Genomic DNA, 21,183 nt, shown 5'->3' on the forward strand with positions numbered 1-21,183 from the left:
GGCCGGCGCGGTGGGGTGGCATGAGGGGGGTCAGCGTACGGGGTCGCCGATGTGGTGGATGCGGACGAGGTTGGTGGATCCGCTGACGCCGGGGGGTGAGCCGGCGGTGATGACGACGGTGTCGCCGGGGACGCAGCGGCCGATGCGCAGGAGTTCTTCTTCGACCTGGGCGACCATGGCGTCGGTGGAGTCGACGTGGGGGCCGAGGAAGGTTTCGACGCCCCAGGTGAGGTTGAGCTGGGAGCGGGTGGCGGGGTCGGGGGTGAAGGCGAGGAGGGGGATGGGGCTGCGGTAGCGGGAGAGTCGTCGGACGGTGTCGCCGCTCTGGGTGAAGGCGACGAGGAATTTGGCGTCGAGGAAGTCGCCCATTTCGGCGGCTGCGCGGGCGACGGCTCCGCCTTGGGTGCGGGGCTTGTTGCGGTCGGTGAGGGGTGGGAGGCCCTTGGCGAGGATGTCTTCTTCGGCGGCTTCGACGATGCGGGACATGGTGGCGACGGTTTCGACGGGGTATTTGCCGACGCTGGTTTCGCCGGAGAGCATGACGGCGTCGGTGCCGTCGATGACGGCGTTGGCGACGTCGGAGGCTTCGGCGCGGGTGGGGCGGGAGTTGTCGATCATCGAGTCGAGCATCTGGGTGGCGACGATGACGGGTTTGGCGTTGCGCTTGGCGAGTTTGATGGCGCGCTTCTGGACGATGGGGACCTGTTCCAGGGGCATTTCGACGCCGAGGTCGCCGCGGGCGACCATGATGCCGTCGAAGGCGGCGACGATCTCGTCGATGGTGTCGACGGCCTGGGGCTTTTCGATTTTGGCGATGACGGGGAGGCGGCGGCCTTCCTCGTCCATGATGCGGTGGACGTCTTCGATGTCGCGGCCGCTGCGGACGAAGGAGAGGGCGATGACGTCGGCGCCGGTGCGCAGGGCCCAGCGGAGGTCTTCGATGTCCTTGTCGGAGAGGGCGGGGACGGAGACGGCTACGCCGGGGAGGTTGAGGCCTTTGTGGTCGGAGACCATGCCGCCTTCGATGACGCGGGTGTGGACGCGGGGGCCGTCGACGGTGGTGACTTCGAGGGTGACGCGGCCGTCGTCGACGAGGATGCGTTCGCCGGGGGTGACGTCTGTGGCGAGTCCTTTGTAGGTGGTGCCGCAGGTGTGGCGGTCGCCGTGGTGGTCTTCGACGGTGATGGTGAATTCGTCTCCGCGTTCAAGGAGTACGGGTCCTTCGTGGAAGCGTCCGAGGCGGATCTTCGGGCCTTGAAGGTCGGCGAGGATGCCGACGCTGCGGCCGGTCTCGTCGGAGGCCTTGCGTACGCGCTGGTAGCGCTCCTCGTGTTCGGCGTAGGTGCCGTGGCTGAGGTTGAGGCGGGCGATGTCCATTCCGGCTTCGACCAGGGCTTTGATCTGGTCGTACGAGTCGGTGGCGGGGCCCAGGGTGCATACGATTTTCGCTCGGCGCATGGGGCGAGCCTATTCCCCTACCAACGGGTAGGTAATCGCTTCCGGGTGTCCTATCAACAACCTTTGGGCGAAGGGTTGTTGACAACTGTTGAATGTGCGTGGGGGTGCTCTGATGAGCACCCCCCGGAGGCTTTTTCCGCGGTTTCTCAGAGCCGTGGAGGGGTCATGGTGAAGCGGGCGTTGACGTTCGCGTGGACGGTCTGGCGCTGGGGTTCGAGGTCCAGTGGCGCGGGGCCGGTGTCCTCGGTGGCGCCGAAGGCCATGGTGCGCATTCCGGAGCCGGCCGGGGAGCCGAGGGGGCCTGCGTTGTCGGCGTCGAGGTCGGCGAGTTCGACGAGGGCGGCGAGGGTGGCGCCGAGGGCGTCGGCGTATTCGCGGGCGCGCTGGACGGCTTCGAGGACGGCTTGGCGGCGGGCTTGGCCGTGGGCGGGCGAGGTGGGGCGCAGGGCCCACCAGGGGCCGTCGACCTGGGTGAGTTCGAGGTCGGCGAGGCGGGTGGTGAGTTCGCCGAGGGCGGTGAAGTCGGCGAGTTCGGCGGTGATGTGGACGCGGCCGGTGTAGGCGCGGACGCGTTCGGCGCGGCCGTGGCGGGTGAGTTCGGGGGTGATGGAGAAGGAGCCGGTTTCGAGTTTTTCGACGGCGTCGCCGTAGCTCTTGATGAGGTCGAGGGCTGCGTTGTTGCGTCGGGTGAGGTCGTCGAGGGCGGTGCGGCGGTCGGTGCCGCGGGCTCCGACGGTGATGCCGATGCGGGCGATCTCGGGGTCGACTTCGAGGCGGGCTTCGCCGCGGACTGCGACGCGGGGGACTTCGGGCGTTCCGTAGGGCTGGTGCTGCGATGCGTCCTGGGTCATGGATTCACTGTCGCACTGTTGCTCGGATGGGTGCGGTCATCGGATCGAAACCTGGCGGGGGTGTTGCGGCTTGTTACCGGTGGGTCAGAATCTACGCGCGTTGTTCAGGCCTCGAAAGGGAGATGGCATGGCGTTCGACCGCAGGACTTTCATGGGGACCACGGCCGTGACCGGTGCGGCCGTGGCGCTGACGGGGGCCACGAGCACCCCGGCGGCGGCTGCCGGACCGCAGGACGCGGAGCGGAGGAAGCCGCGGACGTACGCGTTCACGGTGATGGGGACGACCGATCTGCACGGGAACGTCTTCAACTGGGACTACTTCACGGACAAGGAGTTCGACGACAAGGCGCACAACGACGTCGGCCTGGCGAAGATCTCCACGCTGGTGGAGCAGGTGCGGGCGGAGAAGGGGCGCCGCAACACGCTGCTGATCGACGCGGGTGACACCATCCAGGGGACGCAGCTGTCGTACTACTACGCGAAGGTGGATCCGATCACGGCGCGGCGTGGTCCGGTGCACCCGATGGCGCAGGCGATGAACGCGATCGGCTATGACGCGGCGGCGCTGGGGAACCACGAGTTCAATTACGGCATTCCGGTGCTGCGGAAGTTCGAGGAGCAGTGCGACTTCCCGTTGCTGGGGGCGAACGCGCTGGATGCGAAGACGCTGCGGCCGGCGTTCGCGCCGTACAGCATGCACAGGCTGCGCACGCCCTGCGGCCGGGACGTGAAGGTGGCGGTGCTGGGGCTGACGAACCCGGGCATCGCGTTGTGGGACAAGGCGAACGTGCAGGGGAAGATGACGTTCCCGGGGCTGGAGGAGCAGGCGGCGAAGTATGTGCCGCGGCTGCGTTCGATGGGTGCGGACGTGGTGATCGTGTCGGCGCACTCGGGGTCGAGCGGTACGTCGTCGTACGGGGACCAGCTGCCGCACGTGGAGAACGCGGCGGCGCTGGTGGCGGAGCAGGTGCCGGGGATCGACGCGATCCTGGTGGGGCACGCGCACACGGAGATCCCGGAGTACCGGGTGAAGAACCGGGCGACCGGCAAGGACGTGGTGCTGTCGGAGCCGTTGAAGTGGGGGCAGCGGCTGACGCTGTTCGACTTCGAGCTGACGTGGGAGAAGGGCCGCTGGTCGGTGGCGAAGGTCGCGGCGAAGGTGCTGAACTCCAACACGGTGGCGGAGGACGCGAAGATCACGCGGCTGCTGTCGGACGAGCACCGCAAGGTCGTGGCGTACGTGAACCAGGTGATCGGCACCTCGACGCAGGCGATGTCGTCGGCGGAGGGCCCGGTGAAGGACGTGGCGATCATCGATCTGATCAACCACGTCCAGGCGGAGACGGTGAAGGCCGCTCTGGCGGGTACGGAGTGGGCGGCGCTGCCGGTGCTGTCGCAGGCGTCGTGTTTCTCGCGTACGGCGGCGATACCGGCGGGGAAGGTGACGATCCGGGACGCGGCGGGTCTGTACCCGTTCGAGAACACCCTTGAGGCGCGGCTGCTGACCGGTGCGCAGCTGAAGGAGTACCTGGAGTTCTCGGCGCGGTACTTCGTGCGGACGGCGTCGGGTGACGCGGTCGATCCGGCGAAGCTGACGAATGCGGAGGGGATTCCGGACTACAACTACGACGCGGTGTACGGGTTCTCGTACGACATCGACATCGCGCAGCCGGCCGGGGCGCGGATCACGGGGCTGTCGTTCCAGGGGAAGCCGGTGGATCCGGCGGCGCAGTTCGTGCTGGCGGTGAACAACTACCGGGCTTCGGGTGGCGGCAACTTCCCGCACGTTCCGCAGGCCAGGCAGCTGTGGGCGAATTCGGACGAGATCCGCAACACGATCATCCAGTGGGTGAAGGCGAAGGGGACGGTGGATCCGGCGCAGTTCGCCGCGGTGGACTGGCGGCTGACGCGTGCGGGTGTTCCGGTGTTCTAGGCCGGGTGTTCCGGGCCCGGTGTTCCGGGCCGGGTGGTGTGGGAGGGGCCGGGGTCCGCGGTGGCGGGCTCCGGCCCCTTCGGCGTGTCAGGGGCCGGTGTGGACGAGGTGCGGGGGGACGGCGGCGTCGAGGGCGGCGATGAGCCGTTCGCCGCGGGCGACCTGGTCGGGGTGGACGTGCTGGGTGCAGCCGCAGCCGGCGAGGACGATGCGGCCGGCGCCGTCGTGGCGCATGAGGGCGATCTCGTCGAAGCGGAGGGGGTGTTCGTCCTGGGCGTCGCGGGCGACGAGGCCCCAGGAGGTGAGGACGTACTCGGCGCGTTCGTGGCGGGGGGTGGTGGCGCGGCGGAGGGGGTTCGGGCGGAAGCGGGTGCCGGGCGTCGGTGAGTGCCGGCTGTGGAAGCGCCAGCAGGTGGAGCTGGGCAGGGGGGTGCCGTGGAGGGTGGCCGGGCGGGGGGCGGCGTCGAGGGGGACGACGAGGACGGCTTCGGGGAGGGTGCGGCGGAGGTAGTGGGTGACGTCCTGTGCGGTGACGGCGGTGTGCTGGGCGAGGAGGGTGCGGGCGTCGTGGTGGGGGATGCCGAAGTGTTCGGCGGTGAAGGCGCGGTGGAGGGTGGTCCAGTGGCTGTGGTGGCAGTCGTACAGGTCGCGGGCGTGGGCGGTGAAGGCGGCGAGCTCTTCGGGGGTGGGGCCGCGCCGGGCGAGGTCGAGGGCTTCGTTCCAGAGGATCTCGGCGGCTTCTTCGGCGTGGCCGTCGGCGGGGTGGAGGGCCAGGACGCGGTCGAGGGTGAGGCGGTCGCATAGGAAGCGGTGGTGGGTGGGTTCGTCGGTGATGCCGCGGGTGTGGTGGGTGTTCTGCTCGACGCGCCGGCCGAGGACGTGGGCTGCGGCGTCGGCGGCGGGTTCGTGGGCGTGCGAGGTGAGCAGGAGGGAGACGGTGTCGATCTGGCGTTGCTGCCAGGTTCCGGCGGTGCCGGCGCGCAGGCGGGGGGCGGGCCGGTGGGGGCGGGGTCCGTCGGGCAGCGGGAGGGTGAGGCCGGCGGGCGGGGGGCCGTCGAGGGTGAGGACGGCGTTGCCGCGGGTGAAGTGGGTGGCGGCGTGGGTGCGGGCGGTGTCGGGGCGGAGCCGGGCGTAGGTCTCGGGGCCCTGGTGGGCGAGGAGGCCGAGGCCGTGGGGTCCGTAGCGGGCGTCGAGGGGGGCGGAGCCGCGGTGGTCGCAGGTCAGGGGGGCGTGGATGCCGAGGAGGCGGGTGGTGTGCGCGGTGTCGTGCAGGGGGAGGTCGCCGAGGGCGCTGCAGACGGCGTGGAGGAAGCCGGTGATGTCGTCGGGGGATCCCGTGGCGATGAAGTGGGTCGTCTCCTCGCCGACGGTGCTGCCGAACTCGTGCGGGCGGTTGCCGACCCGGGTCATGGCGAGGGCTTCGACGAGGCGGGTGACGCCGAGGGTGGGGGCAGTTTCGTCCCGCACCCCGGTGCCGAAGGAGAGGACGGCGGTGAGGGGACCGGGGGCGGGGGCGGTCTGCCACAGGACGGTGACCCCGTCGGTACTGCTGCGCTGCATGACGGCGACGATAGTGCCGGTGCGGGGAGGCGGGGCGTGGGGGGTGTGGCCCCGGGGCGGGGCCGGGTGTGGGGCTCGTTGCGGGGCCGGTCGGGAGCCCCGGGGTGGGGGCCGTTGTGGGGGCCGGGGCGTGGGGCCGGGCGGGAGCCCGTAGTGGGGGGCCGGGCGTTGGCCCCCGTTGTCGGGTCCGTTGTGGGCCGAGTGTGGGGCCCGTTGCGGGGGCCGGGCGTGGGGCTCGTTGCGGGGCCCGTCTCGTGGGCTGGGCTTGGGGCCCGTCGTGGGGGCCGTCGTCGGCCGGGCTTAGGGCCCGTTGCGGGGCCCGTCGTGGGCCGGGCGTAGGGGCCCGTCATCGGCCGGGCGTAGGGCCCCCGTTGTGGGCCAGCTGTGGGGGCCCGTTCCGGGGCCGGGTGTGGGGGCCCGTTCCGGGCCGGGCTTGGGGCCCGTTGTGGGCCCGGGTGCGGGCCGTTGTGGTTCAGGGGTGGTCGACGAGGGGGCGGAGTTCGCCGGCGGGGCGGGGGCGGGGGTGGGTGCGCTGTTCGAGGCCGAAGGTGGTGAAGGCCGTGCGGAGGGGCTGGGGGTAGGGCTCCTTGCCGGTGAGGGTGTTGAGGATGGCGGCGCTGCGCCAGGCGGCGAGGCCGAGGTCGGGGGCTCCGACGCCGTGGGTGTGTCGTTCGCCGTTCTGGACGAAGACGCTGCCGGTGACGGAGGGGTCGAGGACCATACGGTGGCGGTCGTCGATGCGGGGGCGGCCGGAGGAGTCCTTGCGCAGGTAGGGGTCGAGTCCTGCGAGGAGGTTGCCGAGGGGGCGTTCGCGGTAGCCGGTGGCGAGGACGACGGCGTCGGTGGTGAGGCGGGAGCGGGTGCCCTGCTCGGTGTGTTCGAGGTGGAGCTCGACCTGGGTGGTGGCGATGCGTCCGGCGGTGCGGACGGTGACTCCGGGGGTGAGGACGGTGTCGGGCCAGGTGCCGTGGAGGCTGCGGCGGTAGAGCTCGTCGTGGATGGCGGCGATGGTGGCGGCGTCGATGCCCTTGTGGAGTTGCCACTGGGCGGGGACGAGCCGGTCGCGGACGGGTTCGGGGAGGGAGTGGAAGTAGCGGGTGTAGTCGGGGGTGAAGTGTTCGAGGCCGAGCTTGGAGTACTCCATGGGGGCGAAGGAGGGGGTGCGGGCGAGCCAGGTGAGGCGTTCGCGGCCGGCGGGGCGGGCGCGGAGGAGGTCGAGGAAGACCTCGGCGCCTGACTGTCCCGAGCCGATGACGGTGATGTGCTCGGCGCCGAGGATGCGGCGGCGGTGGTCGAGGTAGTCGGCGGAGTGGATGACGGGGACGGTGGGGGTTTCGGCGAGGGGGCGCAGGGGTTCGGGGACGTAGGGGGCGGTGCCGATGCCGAGGACGAGGTGGCGGGTGTGGGTGCGGCCGAGGGCCTGGGCCTCTCCGGTGGTGTCGAGCTGGGTGAAGTCGACTTCGAAGACGTCGCGTTCGGGGTTCCAGCGGACGGCGTCGACCTGGTGGCCGAAGTGGAGTCCGGGGATGCGGTCGGCGACCCAGCGGCAGTAGGCGTCGTATTCGGCGCGGTGGATGTGGAACTGCTCGGCGAAGTAGAACGGGAAGAGACGTTCCTGTTGCTTGAGGTAGCTGAGGAAGCTCCAGGGGCTGGCGGGGTCGGCGAGGGTGACGAGGTCGGCGAGGAAGGGGACCTGGAGGGTGGCGCCGTCGATGAGGAGTCCGGGGTGCCAGCGGAAGTCGCGGCGCCGCTCGTAGAAGGCGGTGCCGAGTTCCCCCGCTCCTTGCCGGGGGAGGCCGTGGGCGAGGGCGGCGAGGGACAGGTTGGAGGGGCCGATGCCGATTCCGACGAGGTCGTGGGGCGCATCGAGGTGGGCGGTCATCGGTGGGTGCTGCCTTCCAGGAGGGCGATGAGGGTGTCCAGGTCTCCCGCCGTGGTGTGCGGGTTGAGCAGGGTGGCTTTGAGCCACAGGCGGCCGTCGGCGTGGGTGCGGCCGAGGACGGCGCGGCCTTGGTGGAGGAGGGTGCGGCGCAGGGTGGCGAGGTCCTCGTCGGTGGCGTGGGTGGGCCGGAAGAGGACGGTGGTGAGGGTGGGGGCCGAGTGGAGTTCGAAGCCGGGGTGGGCGTCGAGGCGGCGGGCGAGGTGCCGGGCGAGGGCGCAGGTGCGGTCGATGAGGTCGGTGAGGCCGTCGCGGCCGAGGGCGCGCAGGGTGGTGGCGATCTTGAGGGCGTCGGGTCTGCGGGTGGTGCGCAGGGAGCGGCCGAGGAGGTCGGGCAGGCCGGCTTCGGTGTCGTCGGTGGCGTTGAGGTAGTCGGCCTGGTGGGCGAGGGGGGCGAGCAGGGCGGTGTCGGGGACGGCGAGGAGTCCTGCGGCGACGGGCTGCCAGCCGAGTTTGTGCAGGTCGACGGTGAGGGAGTGGGCGCGGCCGAGTCCGTCGAGGTGGTGGCGGTGGCGGGGGCTGAGGGCGAGGAGGCCGCCGTAGGCGGCGTCGAGGTGGAGGTCGGCGCCGTGGTGCTCGCAGAGGTCGGCGATGGCGGGGAGCGGGTCGATGAGGCCTGCGTCGGTCGTGCCGGCGGTGGCGGTGACGAGGGTGGGGCCGGGGGTGGCGGCGAGGGCCTCGGCGAGACGTTCGGGGTCGAGGACCCCGGCGGGTGTGGGGAGTTCGGTGGCCGGGGGCAGGCCGAGGAGCCAGGCGGCGCGGGGCACGGAATGGTGGGCGTTGGCTCCGTGCAGGACGGTGAGGTGCGGGCCGTGGCGTTCGCGGGCGAGGAGGAGGGCGAGCTGGTTGGCTTCGGTGCCGCCGGTGGTGACGAGGGCGTCGGGGTGGGGGGTGTCGTAGAACTCGGCGGCGAGGGTGCGGGTGAGGAGGGCCTCGATCGCGGAGGCGGCGGGGGCCTGGTCCCAGGAGTCGAGGGAGGGGTTGAGGGCGGCCGCGGCGAGGTCTGCGGCGGCGGCGACGGCCAGCGGGGGGCAGTGCAGGTGGGCGGCGCAGAGGGGGTCCGCGGGGTCGGCGGCGCCGGCGGCGAGGGTGTGGACGAGGGTGCGCAGGGCTTCGTGGTCGCCGGTGCCGTGGTCGGGGAGGATGTCGCCGAGGGCGGTCCGGACGCGGGCGGTGACGGTGTCGGGGCCGCCGGCGGGGAGGGGGCCGTGGCGGGCGGTGGTGCCGGTGCGGAGGGCGTCGAGGGCGGTGTCGAGGAGGGGGCGCAGGGCCTCGGGGCCGGTGGCTCCGCCGGCGAGCGGGTGGCCGTGCGGCGCTGTCAACGGGACCTCCGGGGGCTGGCGGGGTGCCGTGCGGTGTGGGGCACCTTGCCCGTACAACGATCAGACCCGAATGGGGTAACCGCCGGGGTTTGTCCGGATCGGAGGGTGGGGGGTGGGGTGCGGGGGTGGGGCCGGCGCCGGGGGCGGGGCGGGGTGCCGTCCTGGACTGCATGATTCATGGCGCCCCAGGTCCATGTGCCCAGGCGGGCTCCTGCCGCGCCAACACATCACGTTCTGCGTCCTGGACAGCACCCCACCCCGCCCCCGTCACCGGCCCGCGCGCCGTCCGTCACCCGCCGGGGACGGCCCCGTGCCGGCCCGCTAGGTCCGTCACCCGCTGGGGGCGGCCCGTACCGGCCCGCCGTCCTGGGAGGCGGAGGGGGGCCGGGTCGCGGAGGCTTCGGTCAGTTGCGGACGCGGAGGGCTCGGGTGAGGTCGTCCAGTTGGTCGACGAGCTTGCGGCGCAGGAGGGGGATGACGGCGGGGTCGGCCAGGCAGGCCTGGCCGGCCTTGAGGTTGTCCTCGTCGACGGCGTGGGCGGGGAAGGCGTGGCGGCCCGCGGCCTCGCCGATGGCGGGGCCGCGGCGGGCGGCGAGGGCGACCGCTTCGGGGTAGAAGCGGGTCACGTAGTCCTGGAGGAGTTCGGTCTGTTCGGGCTGCCAGAAGCCTTGGGCGGTGGCGCTGAAGAGGTAGTTGGAGAGGCTGTCGTCGTTGAAGAGGCGGTCCCAGGCGGCGGCCTTGGCCTCGGGGGTGGGGAGGGAGGCGCGGCAGCGGGCGGCGCCTTCCTGGCCGGTGGCGCTGGGGTCGGCTTCGAGGGCGGCGTCGATCTCGGTTTCGCCGACGGCGCCGAGGACGGCGAGGCGGGCGAGGATGCGCCAGCGCAGTTCGGGGTCGAGGGAGGGGCCGCCGGGGACGGTGTCGTCGGCGAGCCAGCCGGTGAGGGTGTCGGGCTGGGTGGCGCTGCCGACGAGGGTGCGTACGGCGGTGAGCCGCATGCCCGGTTCGGAGCCGTCCTCGGTGCGTCGGAGCAGGTCGCGGGCGATGCTGGTGAGGGTGGCCAGTGCCTCGGGCCGGTCCTCGGGGGCGACGTAGTGGTCGGCGATCTGGGTGCGGGCGAAGGCGAGGACGCCCTGGACGATGGCGAGGTCGTGTTCGGCGGGGAGGTGGGCGGCGGCGGTGGCCAGGTAGTCCTGCGGGGCGAGTTCGCCGTCGCGGACCATGTCGCGCAGGGCGTTCCAGACGACGGCGCGGGTGAGGGCCTCGGGGATGCCGGAGAGGCCGTCGAGGACGGTGGCGAGGGAGGTCTCGTCGAGGCGGATCTTGGCGTAGGTGAGGTCGGCGTCGTTGAGGAGGAGCAGTGCGGGGCGGGTGCCGTCGGCGGAGATGACCTCGCCGGAGGGGACGTCGAGGTCGAGGAGTTCGCGCAGTTCGAGGATGCGGCCGTCGACGGGGTCGCGGTCGTAGACGCCGACGGCGATGTGGTGGGGGCGGCTGCCGTCGTGGTCGATGGTGAGGGTCCAGCCGTTGGTGCCTTCCGGGTCCTCGATGCGCGGGGTGAGGGTGTCGATGCCGGTGGTGCGCAGCCAGGCGGCGGCCCAGGCGCGGACGTCGCGGTCGGTGTGGGTGGCGAGGGAGTCGATGAAGTCGGCGAGGGAGGCGTTGGCGAACTTGTGGCGGGCGAAGTGGGTGTTGATGCCGGCCAGGAAGTCCTTCTCGCCGAGCCAGGCGACGAGCTGGCGGAGGGCGGAGGCGCCCTTGGCGTAGGAGATGCCGTCGAAGTTGAGGAGGGCGGAGGCGGTGTCGGGGACGTCGTCGGGGGCGGGGGCGACGGGGTGGGTGGAGGGGCGCTGGTCGGCGTCGTAGCCCCAGGGCTTGCGGGTGACGCCGAAGTCGGTCCAGGTGTCGGTGAAGCGGGTGGCTTCGGTGAGGGTCTGGTAGCCCATGTATTCGGCGAAGGACTCGTTGAGCCAGATGTCGTCGAACCAGGCGAGGGTGACGAGGTCGCCGAACCACATGTGGGCCATCTCGTGGGCGATGACCATGGCGCGGGACTGGCGTTCGGTGTCGGTGACGGCGGAGCGGTAGATGAACTCGTCGCGGAAGGTGACGAGGCCGGGGTTCTCCATGGCGCCGGCGTTGAACTCGGGTACGAAGGCCTGGTCGTAGGAGTCGAAGGGGTAGGGCTCGGTGAATTTGACCTGGTAGCGGTCGAAGCAGGCTGTGGTGAGGGAGAGGATCTCGTCGGCGTCGGCGTCCATGTACGGGGCGAGGGACTGGCGGCAGTGGATGCCGAAGGGCAGTCCGGCGTGTTCGGTGGTGACGCTGTGCCAGGGGCCGGCGGCGACGGCGGCGAGGTAGGTGGAGATGAGGGGGGTGGGGGCGGACTGCCAGATGCCGGCGCCGTCCGTGTCGCGGTCGGCGAGGCGGGTGGTGACGCCGTTGGCGAGGACGGTCCAGTGGGCGGGGGCGGTGACGGTGAATTCGAAGACGGCCTTGAGGTCGGGCTGGTCGAAGGCCGGGAAGACCCGCTGGACGTCGTCGAGGAACATCTGGCTGTAGACGTAGGTGTGTCCGTCGGCGGGGTCGGTGAAGCGGTGCAGGCCCTCGCCGGTGCGGGAGTAGCGCATCCGGGTGTCGAGGTGCAGTTCGTGGGGGCCCTGGGTGAGGCCGGTGAGCGGGAGACGGTTGTCGTCGAGTGCCGCCACGTCGAGGGGGTTGCCGTCGAGGGTGGCGGAGCGCAGTTCCTGGGGCTTCAGCTCGATGAAGGTGTCGCCGGCGGTGAGGGCCGTGAACCGGATGGCGGTGGTGGAGCCGAAGGTGTCGTCGCCGCCGGTGAGGTCGAGGGTGACGGCGTAGTGGTGGACGTCGAGGAGCTGGGCTCGGAGCTGCGCTTCGGTGCGCGTCAGTGCGGACATGGGGCCCATGCTGCCGCAGGGGGCGGCCGGACCCCGAGCTTCTACTCTTCGCCCGCGGCGATCGTCTCGTGGTGGCGGATGACCTCGGCGATGATGAAGTTGAGGAGCTTCTCGGCGAAGGCGGGGTCGAGTTTGGCGTTCTCGGCGAGCTGGCGGAGTCGGGCGATCTGGCTGGCCTCGCGGCCCGGGTCCGCGGGGGGCAGCTGGTGGCGGGCCTTGAGATGGCCGACCTGCTGGGTGCACTTGAAGCGTTCGGCGAGCATGTGGACGACGGCCGCGTCGATGTTGTCGATGCTGTCGCGGAGGCGGGCGAGCTCGGCGGTGACGTTCTCGTCGATGCCCGCGTTGCCGTTGCCGTTGTCGAGGTCGCTGGTGTTCATGGTTCCCGAGAATACGTGGAGGTGGGGCGGCTGGTCGCAGGGCTGTCGGTGGGTGAGACGGGTCGGGTGCGGCGGGCCGGTGGGCGGATGCCCGGAGGGGCCGCCGAGGCGTTCGTACGACTAATTCGCTGTCCGGTGGCCGGGGCTCCGTGGTAGACAACCGCGGTGCAAAAGGTCTTGCAGTTTCCCGATGTCCTGCGGCTGATCGAAGAGCGTTCGGGCGCGTTCCGCGCCGCGCTCGCGTCCGCGCCCGACCTCGACGTCCGGGTGCCGACGTGTCCGGACTGGACGCTGCGCGAGCTGGCGCAGCACCTGGGTGACGGCCGTCGCCGTCAGGCGGCCGTCGTCACGGCGGGTCCGGGCGCCGAGCCCCCGGCGCGGACGGACCCGAAGGGTGCGCCGACGGCGCCCCGCGACCGCGGGGCCCTGGACGCCTGGCTCGCCGCGTCGACGGAGTCGATGCTCGGTGCGCTGCGCGAGGCGGGGCCGGACCGCGGCTGCTGGACCTGGTGGGGCCGTTCGCAGGCCCCGCAGACCAGTGGGGCCGTGGCCCGGCACCAGGTGCAGGAGCTCGCCGTCCACACCTACGACGTGCAGCTCGCCGGGGGCGCCGCGCAGGCACTGCCGGCGGAGGTCGCCGTGGACGGTGTCGAGGCGTTCCTGACGACCGTGGCGGCGACGTCGGTCCCCTGGCCGTTCGAGCCGGCGACCATCGACCTGCACGCTGCCGAGGGCCGTTCCTGGCGCTTGACGCTCGACGCCGGCGGTGTCCGCTGCGACGGTCTGGCGGGGGGCGCGGAGCCGGGTGACCTGGTGATGCGGGGCACCGCGAGCGACCTGGTCCTGTACTTCTACGCGCGCCTGCCGATGGACGCCCTGGAGAACACCGGGGACACCGGGCCGATGGAGCAGCTCGCGGAGTGGGACCCGAACGCGTAGGCGCCGTGGCGTTCTTCGAGTCCGCTCTCGACGGTGAGCAGTACGGGCGGTCCGGTGCGGGAGGAGCGTTCGGTGAGCTCGCGGATCTCGGCGAGCCCGGCGACGGGGGTGGTGGAGGCCGGTACGGCGGGGGCGGACGGGGTGGCGGGCGCGGTGCCGGTGTCGTCGCGCAGGACCTTGACGAGGCGCCGCATGGAGGCGAGGGCTTCGTCCCCGGCGGTTTCGATGCGGCCGAAGATCTCGGCGGCGTGGTCGGCGGTGACCTTGGTGAAGCGGGCGGCGCGGGCCTCGACGACGATGCCGGTGACGTGGCACCGGCGGGTGTGGCGGGCCGCAACCGCACGGCGCGCCGCCCGGGGGGTGTCGGGTCCCCCGGCGGCGGCTGCGGTGGCGGTGTCCCCTTCGTCCCGGCCGGTGCCGGGCCGGGACGAAGGGGACAGGTGGTGCGGGTGGTGCGGGTTACAGGGTGGCCGCCGCGCTCTTGATCTGTGCGGCGAAGGTGGAGACCTCGGTGTAGACGCCCGGGTAGTCGGGGCGGGCGCAGCCGATGCCCCAGCTGACGATGCCGACCTGGATCCAGGCTCCGGCGTTGTCGCGGCGGAACATGGGGCCGCCGGAGTCGCCCTGGCAGGTGTCGACGCCGCCCTGGTCGATGTAGCCGGCGCAGATCTCCTCGCCGGGTACGAGGTCGCTGTAGGCGGCGTTGCAGGCTGCGTCGGAGACGAAGGGGACGGTGGCCTTCATCAGGTAGCGCTGCTGGCCGCCGCCCTCGCGGGTGGCGCCCCAGCCGGCGACGGTGAAGGTGCCGTTGTCGTAGGCCTTGGTCTCGGCGATCTTGAGGGTGGGCAGGTTGATGGGCTTGGCGAGTTTGATGAGGGCCCAGTCCTTGCCCGTGCCGTTGTAGCCGGGGGCGCGCAGGACCTTGGTGGACTTGACCTTGATGGCGCTGGAGCTGTTGAGGTCGACGACTCCGGCGGTGGCGGTGATGGAGGTGTTGTTGCCGGAGGCGCTGACGCAGTGGGCGGCGGTGAGGACGATCTGCTGGGTGTAGAGGGCGCCGCCGCAGCCCATGGAGAGGCGCACCATGAAGGGGAACTCGCCCTGGGCGGCGCGGACGCCGCCGACGACCGGCGCGGGGCCGGCGCTGGCGGTGCCGGGCTGGAGGCTGACGGCGGCGAGGGCGACGGCGCCGACGGCGAGGCTGCGCTTCATGAATCGCACAAGGGTGCTCATGGTCAACACACTGCCTTTCGTGGGGGGTTGGGCCGTGCGTGTCATCGGGGAATGACGGGTCCATGACACATCAGGGATGTGACGCACATCAAGAACCCACTTTCGGCCAACTCCCTTCTCCACGAAAGGGATTGCTGTATGGAGGACCCGATGGAGCACAACGGCGGCCCGCCCGGACGGATCGAGCACGGATTTCCGCACCTCCCCGTCGTGCGCGCCTCGATCACCGCCCTCTTCCGCCGGCTGACGGCGGACGGCGTCCGCGCCTACGCCACGAGCGTCTCCCCCGCCGAGGCCGCCTTCGACGCGGCCGAAGACCTGCACCCGGGCGCCCACCGGGTGGCCTCCGCCATGGTGCGCGCGCTGCGACTGCCCGACGCCCGCACGGTGGTGGCCTTCCGCCCGACGGAACAGGCCGCGACGGTCGAACCGGCCGCCGGGCCCGAGTACTTCGTCGAGGTCGACGACCGCTTCCGGACCCATCGGCGGGACCTCCCGGCCGCGCTGTCCCACGAGGTCGCGCACGTCCTGCTGCACCGGCTCGGCCTGGAGTTCCCGGACACCGCCGACAACGAGATCCTCACCGACACGGCCGCCGTCTACCTCGGCGCGGGCCGGCTGCTCCTCGACGCCTACCGCGAGGACGCGCTCACCCACCAGAAGTTCGGCTACCTCACCCCCGAGGAGTTCGGCTACGTCCTCGCCAAGCGCGCGGCACTGTTCGGCGAGGACCCCTCCCCCTGGTTCACCAGCCCCCGGGCGTACGAGGCGTACACGACCGGAAGCGCCCTGGCCGCCCGGGACCTGCGCCGGGCACCCCTGGCCGCGGCCGGCCCGATGACGCGGCGGCGCTACGCGAAGGCGCGGCGCGCGGCGGCGGCCGGCGCGGGGGTCCCTGCGGCGGGCGGGGCGGAGTACCGCTTCGAGCGGGGCGGGACGGACGGCGGGCTACGGGTGGGATTCCCCTGCCCGGTGTGCGAGCAGCGGCTGCGGGTGCCGGTGCGCGGGCCGTTGCGGGCGCGTTGCGGGCTGTGCGGGACCGTACTGGAATGCGACACCTGAGGTGGACGGGCACGACCCAAGATCATTCACCGGCCGGCCACAAAAAGTTTCCTACCGGCCAGTAGACACTGGAGGAGTTCTCGCCAACTCTGGTCACGTCCATGCCAATTCGTGACCGAGGAGCCGCCCCCCATGCGCATGTCCCGCCGCACTCGCACGTCCCGTACCGCCGCCGCCGGCCTGGCCGCCGCGGCCGCCGTCCTGACCCTCGTTCCGGCCACCGCCGCACAGGCCGCGCCCGCCGCCGCCCCGGCGCCGGTCTCCGCGGCGGCACCGGCTCCCGTCTCCGCGGCCGCGTCCACCTCCGCACCCGGTGGCAACGCGGCGATCCTCGGCATCGACTACGGCACCTGGCAGCGCGAGGTCGCCGCCATCGTCGACGCGGCCCGCCCGGCCATCGAACAGCGCATCGCCGCCTCCCCGGCCGGGGAGAAGCCCGCACTGGTGCTCGACATCGACAACACCTCGCTGGAGACGGACTTCCACTGGTTCTGGACGTATCCGACGCCGGCGATCTCCAAGGTCCGCGCGCTGACCCAGTACGCACACGCGCGCGGTGTCGCGATCTTCTTCGTGACCGCCCGGCCCGGGATCATCGAGTCGCTCACCGAGTACAACCTCAAGGCCGTCGGCTACCCGGTGTCGGGGCTCTACGTCCGCAGCCTGCCGGACCTCTTCGACGAGGTGAGCGAGTACAAGACGAGCAAGCGCGCCGAGATCGAGGCCCGGGGCTACACGATCATCGCCAACATCGGCAACAGCCCGACCGACCTGGTCGGCGGTCACGCCGAACGCACCGTCAAGCTGCCGGACTACGGGGGCAAGTTGTCCTGATCCCCACCTCCACGATTTCTCCGCACAACCGGAGCGCCCCGCGCGGTTCAGCGGGCGGCCGTAGCGGGTAGTCCTATCCCAACGCACCACCGAAGACTCGGGCCCGACCCCTCGCCAGGGGGCCGGGCCCGCCTTCGTTCCCGGCCCGGTTCCACCCGTTCCGCCTTTCTGGAACGACCGGTTGGGAATGGGGTAGGGTCGCCCCCATGGCACGATCCAAGGAGTTCGACCCGCAGACCGCCCTGGTGGCCGCCATGGAGCTGTTCCGCCGCCAGGGGTACGAGGCCACCTCGGTGCAGGACCTGGTGGACGCGCTGGGCGTCAACCGCTCCAGCATGTACGCCGCCTACGGCTCCAAGCACGACCTCTACCTCAAGGCGCTCGACCTGTACTGCGCCGTCGAGGCCGACCGGGCCCAGCAGGCCCTCGCCGGGTCCGACGCGGGGCCCGCCCTGCCGGTGCTGCGCGCCTTCCTCCTCTCCTACGTCGAATCCGCGCTGGCCGATCCGCTGCGCGGCGGCTGCATGGTCACCCACGGAGTACTGGAGCGGCTGCCCGGCGACGCCAAGGCCGCCGAACGGCTCGGCGGGGCGCTGGGCTCGCTGGAGGAGGCGTACGCCTACCTGCTGCTGCGGGCCCGCGCGACCGGCGAGCTGGCACCCGGCACCGACGTACGGTCCTCCGCCCGCCTCCTCGTCACCCTGACGCAGGGGCTGCGCGTGATGGAGCGGACGGCCGGCCGCGCCTATCTGACCCAGGTCGTGGACCAGGCCCTCGCGAGCCTGTCCCCGCCCGCCTGACCGCACCCCACCTCACCGCACCCGCACCGCCCCCGCCCCGCCGCCCGTTCGCGCGGCCGGGCTGCGCCTGCCCACATTCTGGAACGATCGTTCCCGACAGAAAGGTGGTGACGGCCGTGCCCAAGGCCGTCCACGTCCTCGCCCTCGGCATCTTCGCCATGGTCACCAGCGAATTCGCGGTCGCGGGCCTGATGCCCCGGATCGCCGCCGGGCTGGGGGCCACCATCCCCCACGTCGGTTACCTGATCACGGCGTTCGCCCTCGCGATGGCCCTCGGAGGGCCCGTCCTGGCGGCGGCCGTGCTCCGGCTCCCGCACAAGAGCGCCCTGATGGTGCTCTTCGCCGTCTTCCTCGGCGGCAACGTCCTGGCCGCCCTGGCGACGGACTACACGACGATGGCCGTCGGCCGCGTCGTCACCGGGGTCGCCTCGGCCGCCTTCTTCGGTGTGGCGCTCTCGCTCGTCGCCGAGATCACCCCGCCCGGACTGCGGGGCCGGGCCATCGGCACGGCCATGAACGGGCTCATGCTCGGCACCCTGCTGGGGCTGCCCCTCTCCACCTTCGTGGGAGGGCAGTTCGGCTGGCGGGCGGCGTTCTGGGCGATCTCGGCCCTCACCGCCGTGGTCGCCCTCGCCACCGCCGTCGGCGTGCCCTCCGGGACCGGGACCCGTACCGGGGGCGAGGGCCGGGACCGCACCCCGTTCGGCGAGGAGCTGCGCGCCTTCGGGAACCCGCGGCTGTGGCTGGCGTTCGCCACCTCCACGCTCACCATCGGCGCCACCTTCTCCGCCTTCAGCTACTTCACGCCGATCCTCACCGGGCTCACCGGCGTCGGCGAGGGCTCCGTGCCCTGGCTGCTGGTCGCCCACGGAGCCGCGACCGTCGTCGGCAACGCCGTCGTGGCGCGCTTCGCGGACCGGCACACCATCGTGACGCAGCTCGTCGGGCTCGGTCTGAACATGCTCCTCCTCGCCGGCTTCGCCCTCTTCGCCGAGGTCACCGTGCCCGCCCTGCTCTTCATGACGGGCATCGGCCTGGTCGGCGTCACGATGAACCCGTGCATGATCACCCGGGTCCAGCGCGCCGCGAACGCCCGCCCGCTGGTCAACACCGTGCACTCCTCCTTCATCACGTTCGGCATCGTCCTCGGTTCCTGGCTGGGCGGCGTCGGCATCAGCGCCCACGGGCTGCGCGCTCCGCTGGTGCTCGGCGCGCTCCTGGCCTTCCTCGGGCTGTTCACCCTGCTGCCGGACCTGCGCGGGGCGAGGCACCGCACCGGCGACGGCTCCGGCGGCCCGGGCGGCACCGGCGGTGGCACCGCCACCGCGCCCGAGGCGCAGCCGGCCGCGGCCTGACCGCGGCCCGGCCCGGGCCCGCCACCGGCCTCCGGCCCCGGCCCCGGTTACCCGATGGCATGTACACGCGCCCTCTGCGATCATCTGCGGATGCCCGAACTCGCCGACGAAATCGGCCTCCTCTCCTACGCCGTCACCGGCGACGGACCCCCCGTCGTCCTCGTCCACGCCGGTGTCGCCGACCACCGGATGTGGGACGCGGTGGTCCCCGCCCTCGCCGAGCGGTACACGGTCGTCCGCTACGACCTGCGCGGCTTCGGCGCGTCCGCGCCCCCGGCGGGGCCCTTCGACGAGGCCGACGACCTGCTGCGCCTCCTGGACCACCTGGGCCTGGACCGCGTCCGGCTCGTCGGCGCGTCCTGGGGCGGACGGGTGGCCGTGGAGTTCGCCGTGGCCCATCCCGACCGGGTGCGGTCGCTGGCCCTGCTGTCCCCGCCGTGGCCGGGCTTCGACTGGTCGGCGGAGATGATCGCCTACGACGAGGCCGAGACCGCGGCCCTCGCCGCGGGGGACCTGGACACCGCCGTCGCCGTCAACCTGGACATGTGGCTGCGCGGGCCGGCCCGCGGCTGGGACGAGGTCGCCGACGGCCTGGCCGACGCGCTGCGCGGCCCGCTGCGGACCTCGCTGGAGAACCAGGACGCCGTCGGGGCGCACTCCCGCGACACCCCGGCCGGCGACGTCACCACTGTCCGCGTCCCCACCCTGGTGGGGATCGGCCGGCTGGACGTCGCCGACTTCCAGGACATCGCCCGCCGCTACGCCGCCGCGATCCCGGGAGCCACCCTGGTCGAGTTCGGTTCCGCCGCCCACCTGATCGCGCTGGACTCCCCCGCCGAACTGGCCGCGGCCCTCGGCCCGTTCCTGGACCGTACGTAGTCCTCCCCGGCGGTGCGGCTACCGCGACCCGTACACGGGCAGCGCCTGCCGCGCCGCCGCGAGGAGCTTCAGTGCGGCCTCGCCCGCCTCCGCGGGCGTCCACCGGGAGTCGCGGTCGGCGGTGGGCCCCGGACTCCAGCCCTCCATCACCGTGATCCGGCCGCCCTCGGTCTCGAAGACCCGGCCGGTGACCCCTGCCGACGCGTCCGAGCCGAGCCACACGACCAGGGGCGAGACGTTCTCCGGGGCCATGGCGTCGAAGGTGCCCGGCTGCGGGGCGGCCATCGTCTGCGCGAAGGTCTCCTCGGTCATGCGGGTCCGGGCGGCCGGGGCGATGGCGTTGACCTGGACCCCGTGGCCACCCATCTCGGCGGCCGCGACGAGGGTCATGGCGAGGATGCCCGCCTTGGCCGCGCTGTAGTTGCCCTGGCCGACGGAGCCCAGCAGTCCGGCGCCGGACGAGGTGTTGACCACGCGGGCCCGCACCGGCCGGCCCGCCTTCGACTCCGCGCGCCACCACGCGGCAGCCGACCGCAGCGGCAGGAAGTGCCCCTTCAGGTGCACCCGGACGACCGCGTCCCAGTCGTCCTCGTCGAGGTTCACCAGCATCCGGTCGCGCAGGAACCCGGCGTTGTTGACCAGGGTGTCGAGCCGGCCGAAGGTGTCGACGGCCGCCTCGACCAGCGAGGCCGCGCCCGCCGCCGTCGCGATGTCGCCGCCGTGCGCCACGGCCTCGCCGCCGAGTGCCTCGATCTCCCGGACCACCCGTGCCGCCGGGCCCTGCGGCTCGGGCCGTCCGTCCAGCCCCACCCCGAGGTCGTTGACGACGACCCTGGCGCCCTCCGCCGCGAAGGCGAGCGCGTGCGCCCGCCCCAGTCCCCGTCCGGCCCCCGTGACGATCACGACCCGGCCCTCGCACAGTCCCGCCATCTCAGTCCTCCTTGTTGACAGTTGCCGCGTCCAGGAAGGCCGGGCGCTCCCCGCCCCCGTGCACCAGCAGGGCGGCCCCGCTGATGTAGCGCGCCCGGTCGGAGGCGAGGAACACCGCCGCCTCCCCCACGTCCGACGGTTCGGCCAGCCGGCCGAGGGGGACGGTCGCGCCGACCGCCGCGATCCCCGTCTCGTCCCCGTAGTGCAGGTGGGACAGTTCGGTCCGCACCATGCCGAGGACCAGCGTGTTCACCCGTACCTCCGGGGCCCACTCGACGGCCATGGAGCGGGCGAGGCTCTCCAGGCCCGCCTTGGCGGCGCCGTAGGCCGCGGTGCCGGGAGAGGGCCGGGTGCCGCTGACGCTGCCGATCATGACCACCGACCCGCGGGAGCGGCGCAGCCAGGGGCGGGCCGCCAGCGAGGCAGTCATCGGTGCGAGCAGGTTGAGTGCGACGACGCGTGCGTGGTGCTCGGGCGCTCCTTCGCCGAGCAGCCGGTACGGGGTGCCGCCGGCGTTGTTGACCAGGCAGTCGAGTCGTCCGTGGTGTGCGGCGAGCGTGTCGAAGAACTCCCGTACGGCGTCCGCGTCGCGCAGGTCGACCGGGGTGTAGGAGGCCTCCCGGCCGTCGGCCGAGACCGGCGTGTCCGGGGGCCGCCGCGCGCAGACGGTGACGTGTGCGCCGGCCGCGAGGAACGACCGGGCGATTCCGGCGCCGACGCCGCGGGTTCCCCCGGTGACGACCACGACCCTCCCGTCGAGCTCCATGGGCTGCTACCTTCCTCACCTAACAAA

The 21,183-nt window shown here is 72.6% G+C and carries 18 protein-coding genes; 7 read left to right on the plus strand and 11 right to left on the minus strand.

Annotated features, from left to right (window positions below; all coding sequences use genetic code 11):
- Window positions 1–30 precede the first annotated feature (30 nt).
- Both pyk and ACPU2J_RS09045 read right to left on the minus strand, forming a co-directional pair.
- Window positions 31–1,458, minus strand: a complete 1,428-nt coding sequence (pyk, locus tag ACPU2J_RS09040) for a pyruvate kinase (protein WP_420081123.1) — start codon at window positions 1,456–1,458, stop codon at window positions 31–33.
- 146 nt (window positions 1,459–1,604) lie between these two features.
- Window positions 1,605–2,309, minus strand: coding sequence for an SIMPL domain-containing protein (locus ACPU2J_RS09045; RefSeq protein WP_420081122.1), 705 nt, complete (start codon window positions 2,307–2,309; stop codon window positions 1,605–1,607).
- A 127-nt stretch (window positions 2,310–2,436) separates the two neighbouring features.
- On the opposite strand from ACPU2J_RS09045, the gene ACPU2J_RS09050 reads away from it, so the two are divergent.
- On the plus strand, window positions 2,437–4,242 hold the full coding sequence (locus ACPU2J_RS09050) for a bifunctional metallophosphatase/5'-nucleotidase (protein WP_423833052.1): 1,806 nt from the start codon (window positions 2,437–2,439) through the stop codon (window positions 4,240–4,242).
- Between the two features lie 87 nt (window positions 4,243–4,329).
- On the opposite strand, the gene ACPU2J_RS09055 is transcribed toward ACPU2J_RS09050, so the two are convergent.
- The 5 genes from ACPU2J_RS09055 to ACPU2J_RS09075 all read right to left on the minus strand — a co-directional run bounded on the left by ACPU2J_RS09055 (window position 4,330) and on the right by ACPU2J_RS09075 (window position 12,358).
- Window positions 4,330–5,802, minus strand: a complete 1,473-nt coding sequence (locus tag ACPU2J_RS09055) for a hypothetical protein (protein ID WP_423833053.1) — start codon at window positions 5,800–5,802, stop codon at window positions 4,330–4,332.
- Between the two features lie 472 nt (window positions 5,803–6,274).
- Window positions 6,275–7,684: a lysine N(6)-hydroxylase/L-ornithine N(5)-oxygenase family protein gene (locus tag ACPU2J_RS09060; RefSeq protein WP_420081120.1), complete on the minus strand. Its 1,410-nt coding sequence runs from the start codon at window positions 7,682–7,684 to the stop codon at window positions 6,275–6,277.
- A complete protein-coding gene (locus ACPU2J_RS09065) occupies window positions 7,681–9,063 on the minus strand; it encodes a pyridoxal phosphate-dependent decarboxylase family protein (RefSeq protein WP_420081119.1) in 1,383 nt (460 codons plus the stop codon). The genes ACPU2J_RS09060 and ACPU2J_RS09065 overlap by 4 nt, the downstream gene beginning before the upstream one ends.
- 404 nt (window positions 9,064–9,467) lie before the next feature.
- Entirely contained in the window at window positions 9,468–11,987 is a 2,520-nt protein-coding gene (gene pepN, locus ACPU2J_RS09070) for an aminopeptidase N (RefSeq protein WP_423833054.1), read from the minus strand.
- Between the two features lie 32 nt (window positions 11,988–12,019).
- A complete protein-coding gene (locus tag ACPU2J_RS09075; RefSeq protein ID WP_361591977.1) occupies window positions 12,020–12,358 on the minus strand; it encodes a chorismate mutase in 339 nt (112 codons plus the stop codon).
- Window positions 12,359–12,523: 165 nt separating this feature from the next.
- Here ACPU2J_RS09075 and ACPU2J_RS09080 point away from each other — a divergent pair, with 165 nt between their 5' ends.
- Entirely contained in the window at window positions 12,524–13,297 is a 774-nt protein-coding gene (locus ACPU2J_RS09080; RefSeq protein ID WP_423833055.1) for a maleylpyruvate isomerase family mycothiol-dependent enzyme, read from the plus strand.
- Here the strand turns inward: ACPU2J_RS09080 and ACPU2J_RS09085 are convergent.
- On the minus strand, window positions 13,210–13,491 hold the full coding sequence (locus ACPU2J_RS09085) for a hypothetical protein (protein ID WP_420081115.1): 282 nt from the start codon (window positions 13,489–13,491) through the stop codon (window positions 13,210–13,212). The two genes, ACPU2J_RS09080 and ACPU2J_RS09085, sit on opposite strands and share 88 nt — an antisense overlap.
- A 265-nt stretch (window positions 13,492–13,756) precedes the next feature.
- Window positions 13,757–14,530, minus strand: a complete 774-nt coding sequence (locus ACPU2J_RS09090; protein WP_361591985.1) for a S1 family peptidase — start codon at window positions 14,528–14,530, stop codon at window positions 13,757–13,759.
- A gap of 138 nt (window positions 14,531–14,668) precedes the next feature.
- Between ACPU2J_RS09090 and ACPU2J_RS09095 the strand changes: the two genes are divergently transcribed.
- From ACPU2J_RS09095 to ACPU2J_RS09115, 5 genes are all read left to right on the plus strand, one after another.
- Window positions 14,669–15,592: a hypothetical protein gene (locus tag ACPU2J_RS09095; RefSeq protein ID WP_423833056.1), complete on the plus strand. Its 924-nt coding sequence runs from the start codon at window positions 14,669–14,671 to the stop codon at window positions 15,590–15,592.
- A gap of 138 nt (window positions 15,593–15,730) precedes the next feature.
- Window positions 15,731–16,426 carry an HAD family acid phosphatase gene (locus tag ACPU2J_RS09100; protein ID WP_420082465.1) on the plus strand — a complete coding sequence of 232 codons (696 nt, stop codon included), beginning with the start codon at window positions 15,731–15,733 and terminating at the stop codon, window positions 16,424–16,426.
- A 206-nt stretch (window positions 16,427–16,632) separates the two neighbouring features.
- Window positions 16,633–17,226: a TetR/AcrR family transcriptional regulator gene (locus ACPU2J_RS09105; protein WP_420081114.1), complete on the plus strand. Its 594-nt coding sequence runs from the start codon at window positions 16,633–16,635 to the stop codon at window positions 17,224–17,226.
- Between the two features lie 116 nt (window positions 17,227–17,342).
- On the plus strand, window positions 17,343–18,581 hold the full coding sequence (locus tag ACPU2J_RS09110) for an MFS transporter (RefSeq protein WP_423833057.1): 1,239 nt from the start codon (window positions 17,343–17,345) through the stop codon (window positions 18,579–18,581).
- A 90-nt stretch (window positions 18,582–18,671) separates the two neighbouring features.
- Window positions 18,672–19,460 (plus strand): alpha/beta fold hydrolase, encoded by a 789-nt coding sequence (locus ACPU2J_RS09115; protein ID WP_399314946.1) that lies wholly within the window; start codon window positions 18,672–18,674, stop codon window positions 19,458–19,460.
- An 18-nt stretch (window positions 19,461–19,478) separates the two neighbouring features.
- On the opposite strand, the gene ACPU2J_RS09120 is transcribed toward ACPU2J_RS09115, so the two are convergent.
- On the minus strand, window positions 19,479–20,390 hold the full coding sequence (locus ACPU2J_RS09120; protein ID WP_420081111.1) for an SDR family oxidoreductase: 912 nt from the start codon (window positions 20,388–20,390) through the stop codon (window positions 19,479–19,481).
- Window position 20,391: 1 nt separating this feature from the next.
- Window positions 20,392–21,156 (minus strand): SDR family oxidoreductase, encoded by a 765-nt coding sequence (locus ACPU2J_RS09125; RefSeq protein WP_420081110.1) that lies wholly within the window; start codon window positions 21,154–21,156, stop codon window positions 20,392–20,394.
- Between the last annotated feature and the right edge of the window lie 27 nt (window positions 21,157–21,183).

Source organism: Streptomyces manipurensis (assembly GCF_049570255.1).
In the GTDB taxonomy this organism is placed as follows: domain Bacteria; phylum Actinomycetota; class Actinomycetes; order Streptomycetales; family Streptomycetaceae; genus Streptomyces; species Streptomyces manipurensis.